The sequence below is a fragment of the Olivibacter domesticus genome (assembly GCF_900109575.1).
Lineage (GTDB): Bacteria > Bacteroidota > Bacteroidia > Sphingobacteriales > Sphingobacteriaceae > Olivibacter > Olivibacter domesticus.
In genome coordinates, this window is the sequence record NZ_FOAF01000005.1 from 246,067 (window position 1) to 265,917 (window position 19,851).

The 19,851-nt window shown below is 41.1% G+C and carries 15 protein-coding genes; 7 read left to right on the plus strand and 8 right to left on the minus strand.

Going from position 1 to position 19,851, the window contains the following annotated elements; all coding sequences use genetic code 11:
- Nucleotides 1-309: 309 nt before the first annotated feature.
- Entirely contained in the window at nucleotides 310-1,278 is a 969-nt protein-coding gene (locus BMY50_RS18880) for a c-type cytochrome (protein ID WP_202907886.1), read from the plus strand.
- Nucleotides 1,279-1,380: 102 nt separating this feature from the next.
- Here BMY50_RS18880 and BMY50_RS18885 read toward each other — a convergent pair whose 3' ends face one another.
- Entirely contained in the window at nucleotides 1,381-2,478 is a 1,098-nt protein-coding gene (locus tag BMY50_RS18885) for a LytR/AlgR family response regulator transcription factor (protein WP_093327597.1), read from the minus strand.
- A gap of 216 nt (nucleotides 2,479-2,694) precedes the next feature.
- Between BMY50_RS18885 and BMY50_RS18890 the strand changes: the two genes are divergently transcribed.
- The 3 genes from BMY50_RS18890 to BMY50_RS18900 all read left to right on the plus strand — a co-directional run bounded on the left by BMY50_RS18890 (nucleotide 2,695) and on the right by BMY50_RS18900 (nucleotide 5,179).
- A complete protein-coding gene (locus tag BMY50_RS18890; RefSeq protein WP_093327496.1) occupies nucleotides 2,695-3,666 on the plus strand; it encodes a cytochrome P460 family protein in 972 nt (323 codons plus the stop codon).
- Complete coding sequence (locus BMY50_RS18895) at nucleotides 3,663-4,136, plus strand: hypothetical protein (protein ID WP_093327498.1); 474 nt, start codon at nucleotides 3,663-3,665, stop codon at nucleotides 4,134-4,136. Before BMY50_RS18890 ends, BMY50_RS18895 begins: the two co-directional genes overlap by 4 nt.
- 404 nt (nucleotides 4,137-4,540) lie before the next feature.
- Nucleotides 4,541-5,179 carry a carbonic anhydrase family protein gene (locus tag BMY50_RS18900; protein ID WP_093327500.1) on the plus strand — a complete coding sequence of 213 codons (639 nt, stop codon included), beginning with the start codon at nucleotides 4,541-4,543 and terminating at the stop codon, nucleotides 5,177-5,179.
- A gap of 245 nt (nucleotides 5,180-5,424) precedes the next feature.
- Here the strand turns inward: BMY50_RS18900 and BMY50_RS18905 are convergent, their stop codons facing one another.
- From BMY50_RS18905 to BMY50_RS18915, 3 genes are all read right to left on the minus strand, one after another.
- Nucleotides 5,425-7,980: a tetratricopeptide repeat protein gene (locus tag BMY50_RS18905; protein ID WP_093327502.1), complete on the minus strand. Its 2,556-nt coding sequence runs from the start codon at nucleotides 7,978-7,980 to the stop codon at nucleotides 5,425-5,427.
- Nucleotides 7,981-8,205: 225 nt separating this feature from the next.
- Nucleotides 8,206-8,976: a LytR/AlgR family response regulator transcription factor gene (locus BMY50_RS18910; protein WP_093327504.1), complete on the minus strand. Its 771-nt coding sequence runs from the start codon at nucleotides 8,974-8,976 to the stop codon at nucleotides 8,206-8,208.
- A gap of 231 nt (nucleotides 8,977-9,207) precedes the next feature.
- Nucleotides 9,208-10,227 (minus strand): sensor histidine kinase, encoded by a 1,020-nt coding sequence (locus BMY50_RS18915; RefSeq protein ID WP_093327506.1) that lies wholly within the window; start codon nucleotides 10,225-10,227, stop codon nucleotides 9,208-9,210.
- 244 nt (nucleotides 10,228-10,471) lie between these two features.
- Here BMY50_RS18915 and BMY50_RS18920 point away from each other — a divergent pair, with 244 nt between their 5' ends.
- The 3 genes from BMY50_RS18920 (at nucleotide 10,472) to BMY50_RS18930 (ending at nucleotide 15,334) form a co-directional block, all read left to right on the plus strand.
- Complete coding sequence (locus BMY50_RS18920; protein ID WP_093327508.1) at nucleotides 10,472-11,200, plus strand: SDR family NAD(P)-dependent oxidoreductase; 729 nt, start codon at nucleotides 10,472-10,474, stop codon at nucleotides 11,198-11,200.
- Nucleotides 11,201-11,309: 109 nt separating this feature from the next.
- Nucleotides 11,310-12,398: an SGNH/GDSL hydrolase family protein gene (locus BMY50_RS18925; protein ID WP_093327510.1), complete on the plus strand. Its 1,089-nt coding sequence runs from the start codon at nucleotides 11,310-11,312 to the stop codon at nucleotides 12,396-12,398.
- Between the two features lie 278 nt (nucleotides 12,399-12,676).
- A complete protein-coding gene (locus BMY50_RS18930; protein WP_093327512.1) occupies nucleotides 12,677-15,334 on the plus strand; it encodes a DUF5916 domain-containing protein in 2,658 nt (885 codons plus the stop codon).
- A gap of 20 nt (nucleotides 15,335-15,354) precedes the next feature.
- Here the strand turns inward: BMY50_RS18930 and BMY50_RS18935 are convergent, their stop codons facing one another.
- From BMY50_RS18935 to BMY50_RS18950, 4 genes are read right to left on the minus strand one after another with little or no spacing between them, the layout of a single operon-like run.
- A complete protein-coding gene (locus BMY50_RS18935) occupies nucleotides 15,355-16,785 on the minus strand; it encodes a TolC family protein (RefSeq protein ID WP_093327514.1) in 1,431 nt (476 codons plus the stop codon).
- Nucleotides 16,786-16,791: 6 nt separating this feature from the next.
- Nucleotides 16,792-18,150, minus strand: a complete 1,359-nt coding sequence (locus BMY50_RS18940; RefSeq protein ID WP_093327516.1) for an HlyD family secretion protein — start codon at nucleotides 18,148-18,150, stop codon at nucleotides 16,792-16,794.
- Nucleotides 18,143-19,141 carry an ABC transporter transmembrane domain-containing protein gene (locus BMY50_RS18945; RefSeq protein WP_093327518.1) on the minus strand — a complete coding sequence of 333 codons (999 nt, stop codon included), beginning with the start codon at nucleotides 19,139-19,141 and terminating at the stop codon, nucleotides 18,143-18,145. The genes BMY50_RS18940 and BMY50_RS18945 overlap by 8 nt, the downstream gene beginning before the upstream one ends.
- 60 nt (nucleotides 19,142-19,201) lie before the next feature.
- Nucleotides 19,202-19,546 carry a hypothetical protein gene (locus tag BMY50_RS18950; RefSeq protein ID WP_139202294.1) on the minus strand — a complete coding sequence of 115 codons (345 nt, stop codon included), beginning with the start codon at nucleotides 19,544-19,546 and terminating at the stop codon, nucleotides 19,202-19,204.
- Between the last annotated feature and the right edge of the window lie 305 nt (nucleotides 19,547-19,851).

Below are 19,851 nucleotides of genomic sequence, written 5' to 3' on the forward strand. Positions count from 1 at the left end.
ACTAACGTTCGAAGGAAGATTGCAGCCGCGGCTTTTTTTGTTACTTTTTTTAGCTGAAGAAAAAAAGTAAAAACTACTTATAAGCCCCAAAGTACTCGCTATCCGAAAAGAACTTACCATCACGGCTACCCATGCAAACGTAAAGGTGCAAGGTGCTTTCGGGTGATTCCGTCTGTAAATCGATTTTTACGCCCCCACTCTCGCGTGTTGCTTCACTTACCGCAACTGTTTTTGCTGCTACGTTACCCTTGGTCGGTTTTGTCCCTATTTTTTATGTCTTTAAAAACGTATAAGTACAAAATTAGCATAATGAAAGCAGTAAAAGTAATTGGATTGATCCTACTCGGATTGTTGGTAATCGTGGCTGCTGCCGGCACTTATGTAAAGGTAGCATTACCAGACACAGGCGCTGCGCCTCAAATTAAAATAGAACGCACAGCAGAACGAATAAAACGTGGCGAATATTTAGCCAACAACGTTTCTGCTTGTATGGATTGCCACAGCACCAAGGACAAGAGTTTGTACGCAGGCCCAGTGGTGGGAGGCTTTGGGGCCGGAGGTGAAGTGTTTGATCAGCAGATGGATCTTCCCGGCAAGTTTTACGCATCTAACATAACCCCCTATAAATTAATTAGTTGGACAGATGGCGAAATATTCAGGGCGTTAACTGCTGGGGAGAACAAATTCGGCAAAGCCATCTTTCCAATAATGCCTTGGGGTCATATAGGGCAGATGGATAAAGAAGACGTGTATAGCATTATTGCTTATTTGCGTTCAATTCCCTCAATTAAAAAGGACATACCAGCGTCAGAAATTGACTTTCCGGTCAATTTTATCGTTAATACTATGCCACATAAGGCAAATTTGGGTAAGCGGCCATCGGAAAAAGATACCATCAAGTACGGCGCTTATTTGGTTAACGCGGCGGCTTGTGTTGATTGTCATAGTAAAAGATATCATGGGGATATCATACCTGGAACAGAATTTGGCGGTGGAATGGAATTTAAACAGCAGGGAGGTGTTGTATATTCTGCAAATATCACATCTGATACGTTAACCGGTATTGGAGCATGGAGTGAAGAGGTATTTATCCGACGATTTAAAGGCTTTGAAGGTAAAGAAAAGCTAGCCGCTAAACTCAAGCCCGGCGATCCACAAATACCAATGCCCTGGTATATGTATGCAGGAATGAAGGCCAACGATCTTGCAGCTATTTATGCTTATTTAAGAACTGTTAAACCGATCAATAATCAGGTTATTGCGTTTCAGAAGTTTTGAGAGCTAATTACTCAGGTAAAAGAGAAAAATAAATTTTCTTTAAACAATTTAATGATACCTTTAACTTTGATAGACCTATGATGGGTGTTACCAGTGTTTGGGTTATTTATCAAGCCATTTTTTAAATTCCGACACTTTGTTTTTACTGATGATAATCGGCTCAGGGCATTTCGGTTTGGTATCTATCCGTAATTGGTTACGACCATATATCCATATATTTTCAATAGCATTAATGTTGACTATGAATTGGCGGTTGGCTCTATAAAAAATCTCACTGTCCAATTCTTTCATTAAATCATCTAAACTGGTATTCAGACTGTATGTCTTGTGCTGAAAAGTAAATACCGAAACAGTATTTTCAATCAGAATAATATAGGTGATATCTTCTGTATCAATGGTTATGATTTCATCTTTCAAATAAGTAATTAGCCGTTTTCTTGCATTTTCTTCTTTCTGAATATTGCTATTTTCTGTTGCCTGTTGCTGCTTGTTCTCCAATTGTCTGTTAAGCATACTCAGGTTGTTCACTTCCTCATTTAATCCTGAAATTTTCAATTCCATTTGCTGCTCATGCTTGCGATATATAAGCCTTATGAGCCAAAAGCAAATTCCCGTAATGATAATGACCAATATTAACGTGCCTATCCAAAATTTTTGATACAAATTATCTAACTGCGTTTGAATGACTTTTACATTAGCGTGGCTTGCCAGCATCCACTCTGTTCCTCTTACAGGATAAACGCTTACAATTTCAGAACTTCGGTTAGTATTCTTGGGGAAAGTTCTGATACCAGATGTTAACTTGCCACTGTTGAGGAGTTTCTGAAAGCTTTGTTTTTTGTCTGAACCTGAGAAATTAGAATTTCCAGCATCTATTTTTGTTCCTATCAATGATGGGTTGGGGTGGCACAATTCTATTCCTTTGGTATTGTACATACATACAAATTCACTTTGAACATCCGTATTCTGTATGCTCTGTTGGAGATTTTCAATGACCTTGACTGACGGAATTCCTGCTTGAAGTTGTTGTTCTAATAATATACCTAATTCACGGATTTCCCTTTGTCCTGATTCCGTTTTCTGTTTCAAGAGTGCTTCGCAGGAATTTGTATAATAGAACCTCAAAGCTCCTATTGCTACCACTAAACTAACAATAGCGATTACAGCAAATGTATATATGTAAAGTTTTACTCTTCCCATTGTCGAAATTGAAAAAACTAAATTAAATCTTTTATCATTGGTATGAAAGTTTTTGGTGTTTGGCATTCATTCTAATTCACCGGATACTTTTTCCTGTCCCGCTTTAAAGTCTAGTATTCCCTTTTACCTGCCATTTTATCCCTTTGGACAACCGGTTTGTTCCATAACACATTCATTAACAATAATTTTGCTCCTGTAAAATAAATAGTTTCAATAATGAAAAAACGAGTTTTAGTGCTGATCTTATTAGCGATTTGTGTGGGTCCTTTACAGTTTGTAAAACCCGAAGAACCGGAATACATGCCTGTTAATAACCTAACGGGAATACCTGAAGAAGTAAATTCCATCATCCGAAATTCCTGCTTTAATTGTCATTCTACGGAAACAAATTTGGAATGGTATGATAAATTTACCCCTGCCAATTTCTTCGTTTACGACCATATCCGCAAAGGGCGTAACGCAATGGATTTTTCAAAATGGGATTCGTTAGCACCAGCACAACAAAATGCAAAACTTTACTATTCGCTCAATAAAATTCTGGAGGGAGAAATGCCACTGCCATCCTATACGGCTATCCATAGAAATGCAAAATTATCAGATAGGGATATTCAAGTTCTAAAAGAGTTTTTGCTAACAAGAACGCCACGGAAACCAATAGACAGTATTCAAATTGATGAGATCAATAAGCAGTTCTCTGATTTTGTCAGTCAAAAATCCATATCATCGAAAAAAAATGTGCAACCAACAGCTAATGGCATTGAATACATTTCCGATTATCGAAACTGGAAGGTAATCAATATTTCGGATCGTTTTGATAATGGAACAATGCGAATAATTTATGGAAATGATGTTGCAGTAAAAGCCATACAAAATCAAACGATAAACCCTTGGCCAGATGGAGCTATTTTCGCTAAAACAGCATGGAAACAACTGACCAATCCTGACGGAAGCATTTCAACAGGAGAATTTGTGCAAGTAGAATTTATGATAAAGGGTGCAAAAAAATATGCTTCTACTAAAGGTTGGGGATGGGCAAGATGGCGAGGAATGGATTTAAAACCTTACGGAGAAAAGGCAATTTTTACAACCGAATGTACTGCCTGTCATAAACCAATGAAAAGCAATGATTATGTATTTACAAAACCATTTTACCTAAAAGATTATTCACAGAAAAGCAAAACAAAATGAAACATAATTTATATATAACCCTAACCATAGCAGTTCTTTCCTTATTTGGATGTAATCCCAAAAATGGATTAGGCTTAAATGAAAATGCTTCTCTAAACAGCTTTGGAGACTTACCTGAAAATCCATTATTACTGAATGCTATAACCACATCTATTCTTCAAAAAGATGGCTCGATGACAATTCTATATGGCAACGATCTCGCATATAACCATGCCAAAATGAGCAGTAAGGGTAACTATCCTACAGGCTCGGTATTATATGGTGTCATTTGGAAGTTACAGGAGGATGAGCAATGGTTTGGAGCCAATATTCCTGAAAACATCAGAAAGATTGAGCGGATTGAATTTTTGGACGATAATAAAACCGATTACGCCAGCTTTAATTTAAAAGGAATTGAAGACATCAATCCAGATGGTGCAAAAGAAAGAATAGATCAGATAAAAGGAATGAAAATGGCAATCACTCCTTAATGAGCTAGGTTGTTTAGCTTGCAATAATAGTGCAAAGGATACGAGGCAATCAGAGGCGTATACCGCGGTTGATACCAATTAGGTTGGTTATTGCATAACTGAAAGCTCCCGTGCCCTATGCTGTTATCAATAGCTTAGATTTAACTCCATTGCTATAATATATTAACATCGATATGGCTACCTCAACGTTCCTTTGTAAATATCAAGGGATTTTGATTCTCATTATTTAATATGCTATGCCGGCACGCTGGAATTTGAAGGGAAGATTCGTGCCCAAGATTGTCAAATCAATCAACCTGATACTACGGAAACGCTAAAAAGGTGAGCATAAAAGAAAAGAAAAGAATTGACGCATTTTTAACTTTTTAGACTTTTTCATAGATTGCACCACATATATACATCAAATGAAAACGCTAACAAAAGAAGATCAAGAAGCTATAACACCGTCAATGGCCCTCAACTTATTGGAAGAAGGGAACAAACGGTTTGTTAATAATTTAAAAGTTAACCGAAATCTTTTACAACAAGCAAATGAGACTTCGGATGGTCAGCATCCCTTTGCGATAATTTTAAGCTGCATAGACAGCCGTACATCCGCAGAACTAATTTTTGACCAGGGCTTAGGTGATGTTTTCAGTATCCGGATTGCTGGTAATATTATCAATGAGGATGTTTTAGGAAGCATGGAATTTGGGTGCAAAGTGGCAGGCGCAAAAATAATTGTCGTGTTGGGTCACACGAAATGCGGAGCAATTAAGGGCGCTTGCGATCATGTGGAGATGGGCAACCTGACCGCTCTACTGTCGAAAATCCGACCTGCTGTTGATGAAGAGCAGACAATAAAAGAGAACCGCAACGCTAAGAATAGCGAATTTGTTGAAAAAGTAGCCGCGATAAATGTTCACCGATCAGTTAAATCGATCGTAGAGCGCAGTCCTATTCTCAAAGAAATGATAGAAGGCGGCCAAATCGGAATAGTTGGAGGCATTCACGATATTACAACAGGTATAGTTACCTTTTACCCAAGAACATCCATGCAATAGAAATCACCTGAAAATATCTTTTCATATAAGATAATAGTCAGACATCTCGTGAGCGTCTGACTGTTGTGTTTATAGACTATACTTCACTATCGTGTAAGCCTTTAATTTTATCGTGCGAGCGCTTTAAACTTGTTTGCCGTTTTTTAAGCAGCGCAATTGTTTCAAACACTAAGTCATTTTATTAAATGACTAATCTGCAAGCCTTTTCCGCATTGATTTTTGCACGATCATAGCTAAAAATCCTGTTACTTATTGTTCAATTTCTTTAAACGTTCTTTTGCTGAAGGGATGACGTCATCTTCTTCTTCATAGTTTTTAATCACACTTTCCAACGTCTTCTTCGCTTGGAGTTTATCGCCTTTGCCTGCATATGCATCCGCAAGCAGGATGAAGCTCTTGGCCACCCAATAGTCATATGATCCCATGTTGTTGATCACATCAAAGGCTGTTTCCTGGGCTTTGTCGTATTCCTTGTCTTTATACTGCAATTGCCCCATGCGATACCGTGCCTCTGCGCCGACTGCCGTTTGGCTCTTCAGCGCCGCCAGACGCAGTTCCTCCATGGCGGGCTCCGCTTTCCCTTCCGCCAGCATAGCCCGCGCAGCGTATAAGTGTGCCTTGGCAATGTCCTCGTCAGATGACCGATCGTAATTCTTAATCAACTTCGCATACTTGGCCACCTGCTCCAAGTCACCGATTTCGAAATAACAAATCATCAGGTTAGTGACCGCGTAGCCATAATTTTCTCTATATTCTGAAACGAGCTCCAGTTTCTTGAGGTGCACGATGGCCTCGTTATATTCCTTCAAGCTCAGGTATAAGGCAGCCACGGTCAGCAAGGTCTTCTCCGTATACTTGCTCGTCCAGTCGTTCAGGATAATGTTGAGGTCGTGCAGTGCTTCCTTCGGGTGCCCGGTATGGTATAAACTTACCCCGCGGATATAACGGGCATGTTTTTCCTGTATGGGTTTCGGGAATTTATCAAAATACGCATTGATCGCTTCCACAGCCGGTCCGTACTCCTCCCTGTTAAACAAGGAATTGGCCGCTTGGAAAGCCAGGTTATCCTGCTCCGCAGGACTCAGATCGCCGATATTAGTGCTAGTTGCGTAATGAATATAACTCGAAGCATCCCCCTGATCCAAGTAGATGTTTTCAATGGAGCGCAGCGCCTGCCTTGCCTCTTCGGTTGTGGGATATTTCTCAACCACCCGCTGGAAAGTGGCCTTCGCCGCCTCAGTGTTATCATCATTGTACTGGACAAGCCCGATGGTCATCAACGCCCTGGGGACATAACTGCTGCGGGGGTATTGTTCGATCATCTGCTGCAGCCCTTCGATGGCAGCATCGTAATCTCCGTCAGTGAAATACGTGTATGGGATCTCGAAAGCGACATCATCCGCATAGTTCGAACCGGGGAATTGTTCAACAACGGACCTTAGGGTGCTGAGCTTGGTTTCATTGTCGCCCTGCAATCCTTGGATAATACCGTGCTGAAACAACGCATAATCCTGATTGGGAGCTTTGCTGTTGATCAGCTGGTCATAGTATTCGTTGGCTCGGTCGTAATTGCGCATGGACAAATATGAATCGCCTAAACGTGCAATCACGTCATAACGCACATTTTCCTCCAGCGAACTGCCCTCGGTAGCCAAAAAGCGTTCAAAATAATCGGCAGCTATGCTAAAACTGCTGTTGCGGAACGCCGCATAAGCCAGGCCATAGTTTGCATAATTGTATACATTGGTGTTTCGTGCTGCGGGCAACCGGAGGAACCGAGAAAAATTTTCCACCGCCTCCCCGTACTTGCGCACTTCATACATCGCCTCTGCTTTCCAATACGTGGCCAACGCCGCCATTTTCGCATCGATCGGGAATTTTTCTGATCGCATAAACAGGGATATGCTGTTTTCGAAAGCGCGCTCATTGTAAAACTCCAATCCGCGGAAATACGTTGCCTTTTGGTAGGTCATATCGGCTTCCCGCCCCCGGTTTTTGAACTTTTCTAACATAGATACCGCTGCATGGAAATTGCTCGTGCCCGACAAGACCTCGGCCAATAGTGTTTCTGTATTCTCTGTTTCTTCAGCATCAGGTTTACGATCCGCGTATTTCTGAGCTATATATGCCTGGAGAATCTCCTGGGCAACCTGGACGGAATCCAATTCAAATAAGATTTTAGCATAGTTAAACAGTCCATCCGATTTCAATGCCTGATCGAAATCCAGTTTGGACGCTTTGACAAACGCATTCCGTGCACGTTGCTTATCGCCGGTTTCTACGGCAATTTGACCCAAAGCAATTAACGCGCCCTGATAAAAGGCATCCGGATCTGCCACCTTCTCCAGAATAGAGGTCGCTCTTTCGTATTCGCCTGCCAGGTAGGCGATGGAGCCGATCCGAAAATTATCGATATTGTTGCGTGAAGCGCCTGGATGTCGTTCTATCAATTTACTGAAGTAAGCTTGTTTGAATTTGTTGTTTGCAAAATACGTGGCGGCGGCGATCTGGCGCAGCTCGATCTCAAGTGCTTCTCGGTTGATATTCATGTCCGGGCTCCGCCGGATCTTTACGGCATCGGCCAGCATCGGCCGATAATCACGTACGACATCGATGGACCCCATATTCGTAGATTGCCCTTCGTCCCGTTTCTCGCTGGTTTGTGGCTTCTCTTCCTGCTGTTCTTTCTCTTCCTGCTGTTCTTTCTCTTCCTGTGCATACCCCATAACCAGCAAGACTGAAAAGGCCACGGTAAGCAGGTATTTCATGTAGTTATAGCCGATCCTCTCTTTTAATATCATTGTCGTCTGTTTTTCTGAGCTCTTCCAAATGTTCCTTCGCCGAGGCGATAAAAACCCAAATTACATTTCCCATAATCAATCAAATTTACGTATTTAAAATCTTTCCAACGAATGCACAATTTTTCGGAGCTATAGAATCTAACACGACATCTAATAATTCGGTTATGCCCATCTGGAGTACCCGCTATAACAAGCTGACAAATGAAGCAAATAAGTGATGTGATATTATACACCGCCTACGCCTTCCAGCCATCTCAGGAAATCGGAGGAATTTGCCTTGCTGATAACAATCGTCTCAGGAGTTTCAACAACAAGTTTGGAAATAAGCTTTCGGGAAAAAAATCTTTCGATACTTGCAATGGCAAGCCGGTTGATAATAAATTGCCGGTTGGCGCGGTAAAATGATTCAGGATCAAGCATTCGCTCCAATTCATCCAGGGTCGAGGTTATGAAATATTGTTGCCCTTTAAGGGTCGCAATTTTAATCACCGCATGTTCTAAATATAGATAAGCTATATCACTTACCGGGAGGGGAATGATCTTTTCACGTTGCTCCACCAGTAATGTCTTTTTATAAGTATATTTTAATTGCTGGCCCAATTTCTCAATAGATCGTGTCGTAGCAGCTGGTTCAAAAGCAGATTTTAGTCGTTTGAATTTTTCTATCGCTTTTGCCACCGCTTCTTCAGTGATGGGTTTTAGTATATAACTGACCGCATTCGTTTCAAGCGCATCGAGCATATATTCGTCGTAAGCTGTACAAAATATGATGGGGCTCTTTACAGGGACTTCCCTGTAAATTTCGAAGCACATTCCGTCCGCCAATTGAATATCAGAAAAGATCAGGTCAGGTGGATTTTTTCGTTCTAAAAAATCAATGCTTGCTTCTACGGAGTCGAGAATAGCAAGAACCTCATGTGTTGTGTCCTGGTTAAGCAAGATCCTTTCCAATTCTTTTGCGGCATTTATTTCATCTTCTATGATCAAAATTTTCATCTATTTATTATTTTTAATGGTTGATGAGAGCTCGATGTAAATAACCGAAGCGCATTGACAATTGAAAATGTAAATACTTGCAATAATCATTGCCCTGTGTGTCAATATTATTTACATCTCGGTTTCATCTGTAAATAATTCTAATCCATCGGTCAGATGGAGCTTACCATGTGTAAAATTCACATTCCCTTGTGTGATGAATCCGCCAGCTGGCGGATAAACATGGACGGTTCATAACTTTATAATTGGTAATTTTACTATAAACATGGTGGAACTTTTTTCTATTACTATGTTCCGGCCAAATAAAAGTTGATAACGGTTCATTAGATTATTTAACCCAACGCCTGTTGAATAATACTGCGTTTTTTTGGGTGAAAAGGTATTGTTTACAATAAGGAAATTTAAATCGTTAAAGACTTCTATCTTCAACGGCTTGTTAACTGACGCTACGTTATGTTTAATGGCATTTTCTAGCAACAGTTGCAAGGTAAGGGGCGGTATTTTTGTTTGCATTAAATCTTCTTCGACGTGGATATTTATGATAATAGAGGCCCCCATCCTAGTCTTGATAATGTATAGATAAGATTTGATAAAACTCAATTCCTTCTCTAAGGAAACGAGGTTTAACTTGTTGTGAACAAGCATATACCTGTATACGCTGGCGATTTCTGAAACATATTCCTTGACTTGCTTATCCTGTGTTATTGCGCTTAAGGTATTTAACGTGTTAAATAGAAAGTGGGGACTCATCTGCTCTTTCAAATTGGACAGGTTGGCTTCTAACTGAGCTTGTTTAAGCTTCTCTATTTCTAGATTACGCCGTTGGCTTTCCCTGAGTAATTGCAAATAAAACACGATAAAGAATTGTACAGCGCTAATTAGTATACACCTGGATATCATCAGGTACCAATTCAGATCCTCTTTGGCAATGGTGAATGAAGAGTTTTTTACAAATTGACCGAAAACAAAATCGAGCGAGACCGAAACGAGAAAAATAGTTATAGCTACAAGTATGATCTTGAATAAATAAACTATGTATCGCCAGCTATTAACGGTTAAAGCCAATTTCCGATTCAACCAAAGATGAAGAAAAAAGGCAAGTATTCCGGCCGTGAAAGTATATCTAATCGTACGGGCAGCTAAAAATAAATCACCTGATTGAACGTCATCTGCAGTCAATTTTATAGGTACTACAGCAAGACCTATTCCAAGTGAAATAATGATGCCCAGTATTCGATATTGTTTCGACATTCGGCAAAGGTAGCGATTTCCACTGCTGCTGTTTACGCCAAATGAGCGAAGCGGGCAGTTTCGCCGTTAAGACGGGCGTAAATTTCTGTTAAACTTTCAGAGGCACGACGCGCCCCATGATGACCGTTTATACGCTGCCCGCTTCAACGGATAATTTGCCTGTTTCCCTTCAGTTTTCTCGACAGATCAAAATTGTTACAGCTTCATTTGCATCAGAAATAGGATTTATCTAAACATTTACGGAATGAGAACAGCGTTAGTTACAGGAGCTAATAACGACATTGGCCTAGAAATAGCAAGAAAATTAGTTGACGAAGGTTTTTTTGTATATATGGGTAGCCGTGACCTTCAGAACGGGATAGAAGCAGTTAAAGAACTGGCTGCCGAAGGTTTAGGCACCTTAGACGTAGTTCAATTGGATGTGAACAGTCAGCTATCGGTAGACGCCGCCCGAACAGAAATTGGCGTTAAGATCGACGCGTTGGACGTTCTCATCAATAATGCAGCTATCATCGGCGATATGCCTAAATCTGCTCTAGGCTATTGTATTGATTCCACCAAGGAAGTGTTTGAGACAAATTATTACGGAACTATAAGGGTTGTGCATGCATTTCTTGACCTAATGAGAAAGTCGCCCAAACCGCGCATTGTCAACGTTACCTACGGTTTAGGTTCGGTCGCAAGCGATCCCGCCAATCTATATTACCCCTATAAAACAACGGGTTATCAATGTGCCAAAACCGCATTGAATATGTACACAATCAATCTTGCGTATGACTTACGAGAAACAAATTTTAAGGTTAATGCCGTTGACCCCGGTTTTATAAAAATCGACTTCGACAATAGTCAGGGGACTGAAGCAATTGAAGATGCAGCTAATCGTATTGTTAAATATGCCTTGATTGGAAATGATGGACCTACAGGAAAATTTTATAGTGAGTGTGGCCAGAAGCATAAAGTATTGCGGAATTAACACGTTAGCAAGATGGGGATGCGTTGAATGCAGACCCGTAAGTCTAGAAAGTAAAACCACCTCTTCACAGGAAAAATAAAATTATTATCTTGCCTATTTAAACAAAATTATGGCGAAAAATATTTCCTTTCTAACACTAAGTTTCCTATCACTTATTTTCACATTTGACACATTTGGTCAAGAAGCTAAAGCAACCTTTATAGATGCACGTGAGCTTACATTGGTGGGCAAGATCTACCATAAAGGTCCATTCTACCATCGTTTGGACACGGCTGCAATTCCTGATCTTCCTAAAGCGGTAAAAGTCTTAGCGACACATGCTGCGGGCCTGGCAATTACCTTCCAGACCAGTAGCTCAAAGATATCTGCTAAATGGTGTACCAGTTCTGGAGTTCCGACAGATAACATGACAGGTCTAGCCTTTGAGGGAATGGATCTTTATATTAAACGAAATGACCGATGGCAATATGCAGGTGTCGCGCGCCCAAAGTCCCATAATTGCAATGAGGCTGAAATTGTAGCAAATATGGCCCCGGGGAATAAAACATGCTTGCTTTTCCTCCCCACCTATGATGAGACTATATCACTTCAAATTGGTGTAGATGCCGGGGCAACAATTAGCCCAGCCACTCATCCATTCAAAAAAAATATTGTGGTTTATGGTTCAAGCATTGTACAGGGAGCGTCTGCAAGCCGACCTGGTTTATCTTATCCTGCAAGACTTTCCCGCGAAACAGGATTGAATTTTATTAATCTTGGTTTCAGCGGTAATGCAAAAATGGAAACTGAAGTCGCGAATTTAGTTTCTGATCTGTCAATGGACGCTTTAATCCTTGACTGCGTACCCAATCCATCTCCAGAGGAAGTTTTAGCAAGAACGACCAATTTCGTTACTACCATTCGCAAAAAACATCCTAAAATCCCCATCATCGCCATACAAAGCATAGCGAGAGAAAAGGGAAATTTTGATACACAGGTTGCTTCCAGGGTATCACTAAAAAACAACTATTTTGAGACAGAAATCAAAAAGCTGCAAAAACACGACCAGAACTTATATCTTATTTATGCGGATGGCCTACTGGGCGATGATCAGGAAGGGACTACCGACGGTATTCATCCCAACGACCTTGGATTCGACCGGATGCTTCATAAGGTTCGACCAATGATTCTAAAAATTTTTCGGAGCTACGAAATCTAACACGACACATAATAGGCAAGGAAACCGAGCAAAGCAAGTTCATGAGCGCCATAGAAATCAACGATAGCGAATAATAATAGATTCCCTGTCATCAAGGAGAGTCAACCTTAGATAAAATTGAAGATATTGTTACCAACCTTATCTACAAAATAAAAAATATCATTACTTTTAGTAGCAGTCAATTATAAATTTATATAGCTGAATTTAAGGACACATAAACACAAGGGTATTTCTTGTGATTGACTTTTTTTGTCAAAATATATTAATGAAATTAGCTTGTGAAATATTTTCTATTCATTTTTCTTTTAACTAACATTTCTGTGCTTTATGGTCAAGATGACCGAATACCAATCGTTTCCTTTGACGATGCGTACAAAAGAAACTATCAAACAACCAAGATTATACAGGGTCAACCCAAAATAGATGGTAAATTGGACGAATCACTTTGGAAAGACCAGGGAGAATGGTCTGAAAAATTCTCTGAAGTCATTCCCTTTGAGCGTGCCTATACCGGTTCTTGGACTCGAATGAAAATATTCTACGATGAGAAGAATATCTATGTTGGTGTGTATTGCAAAGATATTCATCCCGAAACCATGAACGCTTTTATTGGGAATCGCGACGATAATAGCAATGGAGATTTAATCAGCATAGCTTTTGACCCCTACCATGATTATAGAGCCGCGGTTGAATTTAACATCAATCTGGGTGGAAATAAAACGGATCTCACTGTTACCGACAGGCTATCGGTAAACCTTAGCTGGAATGCGGTATGGGAAGGAAGAACCCATCAAGACCTAGCCGATTCTAGTTGGACTGCCGAGCTGAGAATCCCATTCAACCAAATCCGCTATAATCAAAAGAATGAAGAGGGGATCTGGGGACTTCATGTTAGGCGAATAATCCGCAGGAACAACGAGGTCCAGAACTGGAGCATGATCCCCATCAAGAACAACGGGCATGTTTTTTCATTTGGGGAAATGCACGGCATGGAAGATCTTCCCAGGCCAAAAGGAATCGAGTTTCTTCCCTATGTGATGAATAAGCTAATAAGAGAACCGAAGATTGCCAACAACCCCTATCGGGATGGAAGTAGATGGAAATCAAATGCCGGTTTGGATGCAAAGTTTGCCATTCGTGATTATACGATGGATCTATCTATCAACCCGGATTATGGGCAGGTGGAATTGGATCCTTCTGTCATGAACCTGACTGCTTATGAGGTTTTCTATGAGGAAAAAAGACCCTTTTTCCTGGAAGGTAAGCATATTTTGGAGTTTGACAATAATGAAGGAGGATTGATGTTCTATTCCAGACGAATTGGGGCCAACCCAAGGTATCGGATTGCCGATATCGGCCAGCAAACCAGTTTTGCAAGTACGCCCGACTTTATACCCATCCTCGGAGCAATGAAATTAACGGGCACCAATAAAAAGGGGTTAACCATTGGAGTTTTGGAGAGCGTAACCGCAAAAACTTCCGCTTCGGTCACAAGAATGGGTAATGAAGAAAGAATTGAAGTGGAACCACTAACCAATTATACCGTGGCCAGGGTACAGAAAAATTGGGAGGGTAACACGCTATTGGGCGGAATGATCACCTCTGTAAATAGGCGGCTCGATGCCGAACATTTGGAAAGCTTCTTAGTGAAAGATGCATTTGCAGCTGGGCTAGATTTTACAAAATATTTTTCCAACAGACTCTATTATGTAGAAACGAAAGCGATGTATAGCACTTTATCTGGCTCTTCCGATGCTATTCTAGCAACAAAAAGAAATGCCACGCACTTCTTTCAACGGAAATCGGGAGAAGATTATTTGAGGTTGAATCCTGAAGCAACCTCGTTGAGCGGAACTGGCGGATACATTAAAGCCGGAAAAAAAGGAAATGCACAATGGAACTACTCGCAAACCTTTAGTTGGTCGTCTCCAGGCTTTGACCTGAATGAGGTGGGGTATTTGAAACAGACCGATTATAAGCTGAATGAATCTGAGCTTGCTTTCCGAAAAACAGATCCATGGGGGCCTTTCAGATTTGCGGGCATCAATTTAACGCAAAGAAATGTATGGAACTACGGTGGAAAAGCAATGGACAACAATGTGGCCATACGGTGGAGAAGCCTGAGTATTAAAAACAGAATAGAGATGGATTTCAAGGAAACCTTCAGTTGGAATACTGTAGATAGTAGAATGCTGCGTGGTGGTACCGATCTACGCTATAACCAGAATTTCACTAGTAAGCTTTCCATGAATACTGACCGGGCACGACGTATCATCCTGAAGGTAGAATATGATGGAAAACATTTTATGGACGGTGAGACCAGGTATAATGAAGTAAGACCTTCTATGACGTTTAGAATAGGTAACCACACCCATTTGGTTGGCCAATTCAATTATGCCTGGAACAAAGATAACCTACAGTATGTGAACACATTGAACACCCCTAGTCCTAACGGACAAGAGGATACTTATGTAATGGGTAGAATGCGTCAAGAAACTTATGGATTAACCATAAGACTACAGGAAAATATTACGCCAGATCTTTCTATTCAATATTATGCATCACCATTTACTTCAACGGCGCAATACGATCGATTTAAATATGCGGATAATACGTTATCAAAAACTTACAATGAAAGGTTTAGGCAATTTTCAGCAGATCAGATCAGCTATGCCGATGGAAGCTATACTATAGAAACCGGGGAGCAGCCAGCTAGTTTCAAAGACCCTAACTTTAGTTTCAACGAATTTAGATCTAATCTCGTAGCCCGATGGGAGTACAGACCAGGTTCTACCTTATATCTTGTTTGGGAACATAATCGATCTGGAACGATGCCAATTTATCAACCAGGTTGGACAAACAACCTAGATCAAATTTGGGGCATTGCGCCAACCAATACTTTTATGGTCAAATTAAATTATTGGATAGGTTGGTAGAGAATTCTAGTAAAAACAATTTATCGCCTTCCTGCTTTATAATATAGCTCTGCAACCGCTTTTTGATAATTCGCAATTAGATTTTCTCTCTTTATGCGCATATCAATGAGTTTCGTCTCTCTTGAATTAATGATAAATAGTGTACTCTCACCCAAATCAAACTTCTGTAGCTCACCAGCAAGTAATATTTCCTGATTATTAATACTCAATACCTGCAGTTTCATTTGATTGCTATACGCCCAGAGATCATTGTATTTGATGGTAATATCGTTGATAATATGGCGATCTGTCACTAACTGATCGTAACGTAAGTTTTCTTGTTTCAACCTGATCTCCTTCAGTTTTGCTCGTTCTGTGCGTAAAAAGAGCGGAAAGGCAAATTCAAGCCCCATTTTATAATTGCTCCAGTTAAAATCGTAGTGGCTTGGTATAAATTCATTGAAATTTCTCCGCGTAGTAAGCAGGGTACCAGAAACATTGAGCTTTGGCTTTAGCAGCTCTTTACGGTAACGCTCTTCGATGCGAAGCTGTTGGCCTTTGCTTTCCAATTTTAACAATTCGGGATGTCCTTCCTGCGCTTGCGTTAGTAAACCACCTATATCTATCAAGTCTGGGCTAAAACGGGCGCTGTCTGCCAGATAAGGAACAGCATGATCTGGCAATTCCAGTGGTTGCTCGTTATCACTCCAGAGATGGTTCGAGAGCAACACACGGCTATTTTTTAACGCAACGGTATATTTAGCTAATTCCATTTTACGTTCCTGCACCGTAATAGCTGCTTCTACAGAATCTATAGACGGTGCATCACCAAGAACCGTTTGGGTACTGATCGCTTTGAAGCGTGTTTCCGCTAGCATAACTCCCTCTTTCAGCATTTCGTACTGACGGAAGGACAGGTACCAATCCCAATAGTTTCTCACGGCTTCAAACCAAATGCCGTTTATCTGTTTCACCTGTTCTGCCTCTGCATAAGCCAGCATGGCCTTGGCCTGTTGCAAGGTACTCCGACGTTGGTCAATAATCAATCCCTGACCTAAGGGTATGCTGAGTCCGACACCCGACAGTCCGGCCGTAGAAGTAGTTGTTTCTGGATTGGTATACATTCCCGTATTCCTGTCGTAGGCCACTTTTAGGTCCGCTCCCGCCAACCAAAGTGGTACTTTTAATTCACTGTTCCAATGATTATAATAATTGGAGTTGCCGAAGTACTTATTATTAAAAGCAGCTTTAAGCACCGGGTCGAACTTACCGCGCGCCTGCGCAATGGCAGCTTTTGCACTAGCACTTACGATCTGCGCTTGTTTTACAACCGGATGGTTGGCCATTAACAATTCTTCCAAATCATTTAATGTAAACTCCCTTTGCTGGATGCTATTATCCTTTTCTTGTGCCCAGCTAAAGGGCATGACCCAAAGTAGCAATAAAAGGCTGAACAATCTTTGTGTTGTCATATGTTATTATTTCCCAATCTCTTCTTTTGGTTCTTTTTCCAAACTTGGTGGAAAACCATTTAATTGACGCCATATCTCATACCAAAGAGGAACCGCCTCTAGTACCACGCGTCCAAAAACACCCGACCCCAAACGCAACTGCTCCGGCCAAGGTTCATCGTTCTCCGGAACCGGCGCTGTTGGACGTATTAGAATACGATACTTACCGTTAGGACTATTTACCTTATCAATGATGGTTACCCTACCTGCGAAAGTACCAACTGCCACCGTAGGCCATCCCGAAAACTGGACGGAAGGCCATCCTTCAAATTGCAGTCGTGTATCGCTTTCATGAAGAATTAAGGGTACATCAATGGCATCAACATACAACTCTGCCGCCATGAGTGGCGTTTTAGGTTGCAAAGTAGCAATGGATTCACCCTCTTTGATGTTTTCGCCAATCCCGGCCTTCAGCGTCCTGACCACATAGCCACTTTGCGGAGCCCGGACCACATAGAGCCCCCGTCGAGCGTCTACATTGGCAATTTCATTTCGGAGCTTCGCGATATCGCCTTGTACAGAAGCTTTGCTACTCCGTGCCGAGCTTAAATCTGACTCCGCCTTGGCAAGTGATTCATGGTATTTAGCTTTGATGTTGTCAAGGTCAATCGTGGCATTTATGAGATTCTGGCGCGAATTGGTTAGCTTATTCTGGGCACTAACGACTTTGGCCTGACTATTTTGCAGGTTCAAGCGACGGGTCTCGATATCTGTAAGGGAAAATAAGCCCTGTTGATAACCCTGTTCATATCGCTTTAGGCGCACTTTCGTTGTTTCGAAAAAACTTTCAACAGCTATCAAGTCTGCGCTATCAATAGCTACTACATTGTGTGCCTGCGTCACTTTATTCTGCGCACTCTCTAGCTGATAACGTAAGCCAGAAGTAAGCGCCTGGATCTGCGCTTTGGTGGCGCTCATTTTTTGATCAGCAGCCACTTCACTATTTCTTTTTGCATCTAACTGTTCATCTAGGCGAAGTGGTAATTCCGGATCAAAATAGGAGGGCGTAGTTTCTGAAATAACCAAAATAGTATCTCCTTTTTTAACCTCTTCTCCCTCTTGCACCGCCCAATGCTCAATCCGCCCTCCTATTTGATTCTGTACCATTTGAGGGCGGTCTTGCGGTCGCAATGCCGTCACCGTTCCTCGACCTGGGATGGTTTGCCGCCAGGGTAAAAAAAGGATTATGGTGAATATAATAGCAGCAATCATCAATACGCGTCCCATATTGATGGCCCGTTTAATCGGGAGTAAATGTATATGCCCTTCCCTAGAAATGCTCTCCCATTTGCCATGATCGGGCAAAAAAGTTCGTTTACTAGCCATGATTGGCTGCCTCCTCTTCCAGCTCCAAATCTGTCACAACCGCCAGCTTTACTGTTCCGGTCAACATGTCAAAAATGGTGTCTAAATTGGTAAGTAATTTTTCAACGGCAGCACCTATCTGCACGATTACGACTTCGGCAGCGACAAATTGCCCAAAGGTCATCTGTCGTTCAACAACAAAATAGGATCCCAAAAGTAACATGGCACCAAACAGGAGAGTACGGATCAGTACAGACCCTGCAAAAAATCGTTTTAAGACAGTAAAGTGTTCGTTTCGAGCCCGCAAATATTTGCCGGTAATGAGATCTGTATTCCGCACAACCTCTTCCATAAGTTTCGGATTGCCACGATATCGATCAATATCTGCCGCTACCTCTTCTAAATAAGCAACCGTCTCATACTTGTGTTCAGACTCCTGGATACTCGTATTCAAGCCACGCTTATAATATACCAGCAGAATAATGACCATAACACCAATGATGACAAACCCAAATGCCAGGAAAACGGGATGATAGAATGACAACAATATCACGCTGACGAAAATGGTTACAATGGCTGCAATGACATCTATCAGTAACTTAATGATTCCTTTTTGAATCACAATAACATCAAAGAAACGATTGACAAGCTCCCTGAGATTTTCGCCTACCAACTCGGTTGCCTTGATACGCGGTAAACGATAGGCAAATTCAAGAGAAGATTTAAGAAAAGTTTTCTGTTCTAGGTATTCCACCAGACTCAACTGACCTATCAATAAGGTCCCTCCTATTATCACAGCGGCAATCACAGCTATGATGAGAATATAAGTAGAACTGTACATGGCGCCGTTTACTAACAGGTTGAATACTGCTGTTATACCAATAGGGATGCTTAAGCTAAAAATCCCGATGACGATGGCGTACAAAAAAATATAATTGATCGTCTTTCGCTCTGGATGTAGCAACCCTAAGAGCCGTTGTAGAGGCGTAGGCGCCCCATGTTTCATCTTCATAAAATTTACATGTAAATTGAAAAAATAAGTAGCAACCCTTTAACGGGAAGAGAGTAAGACCTAGATGGTACCGTCTGGAGGAGGGACGGGAATGGAGTGGAGGTAGTCTGTTGGATAGGCGCTGCGACCGGGATACTCTCCCTTCTTACACCCTTTAGGGAAAATCCAAGCTATTTTTTTTTCATCGATTGCGTGATAATCAAAACCTTTGTGTTTTTCGGCATCTTTTTTTTCTTCTTGTTTTTCCTGTTCTGCTTCTTCCACGTCTTCCATAAGCTTCACCGTAACATTGATTTTACTGCTCAGTAAAGTAGCAATAGACCTGTTTACCTTAACTGTAAAAACGCTTAGTAATATCACACAAAAAAACCCACATACACGTGAGCTTCTAAAGTTTTGCATCATTCGACAAAAATAAAGCTGCAGTTTCATAAAAATGTCATCGAATAATTAATAATCTGCAAAAATTTTGTTGCATTTTTAATCTCATTTTAATATTACGGCAATATTGTTAATAAAATCATTATTAAAGACGCTTTAATCTAAGCCAATATTACATTGCACATACACATGCCGGTATCAGCAACACCTGAAGGTCGTTGTATGAAGTGGTGATGCTGTTTATATACATTAGTCTTGAACCTCAAATTTCGGAACGGCCAACTGTGGAGAATTTTGCTTGTTCCAGGTAACCTAGGTATTGGAAAGAT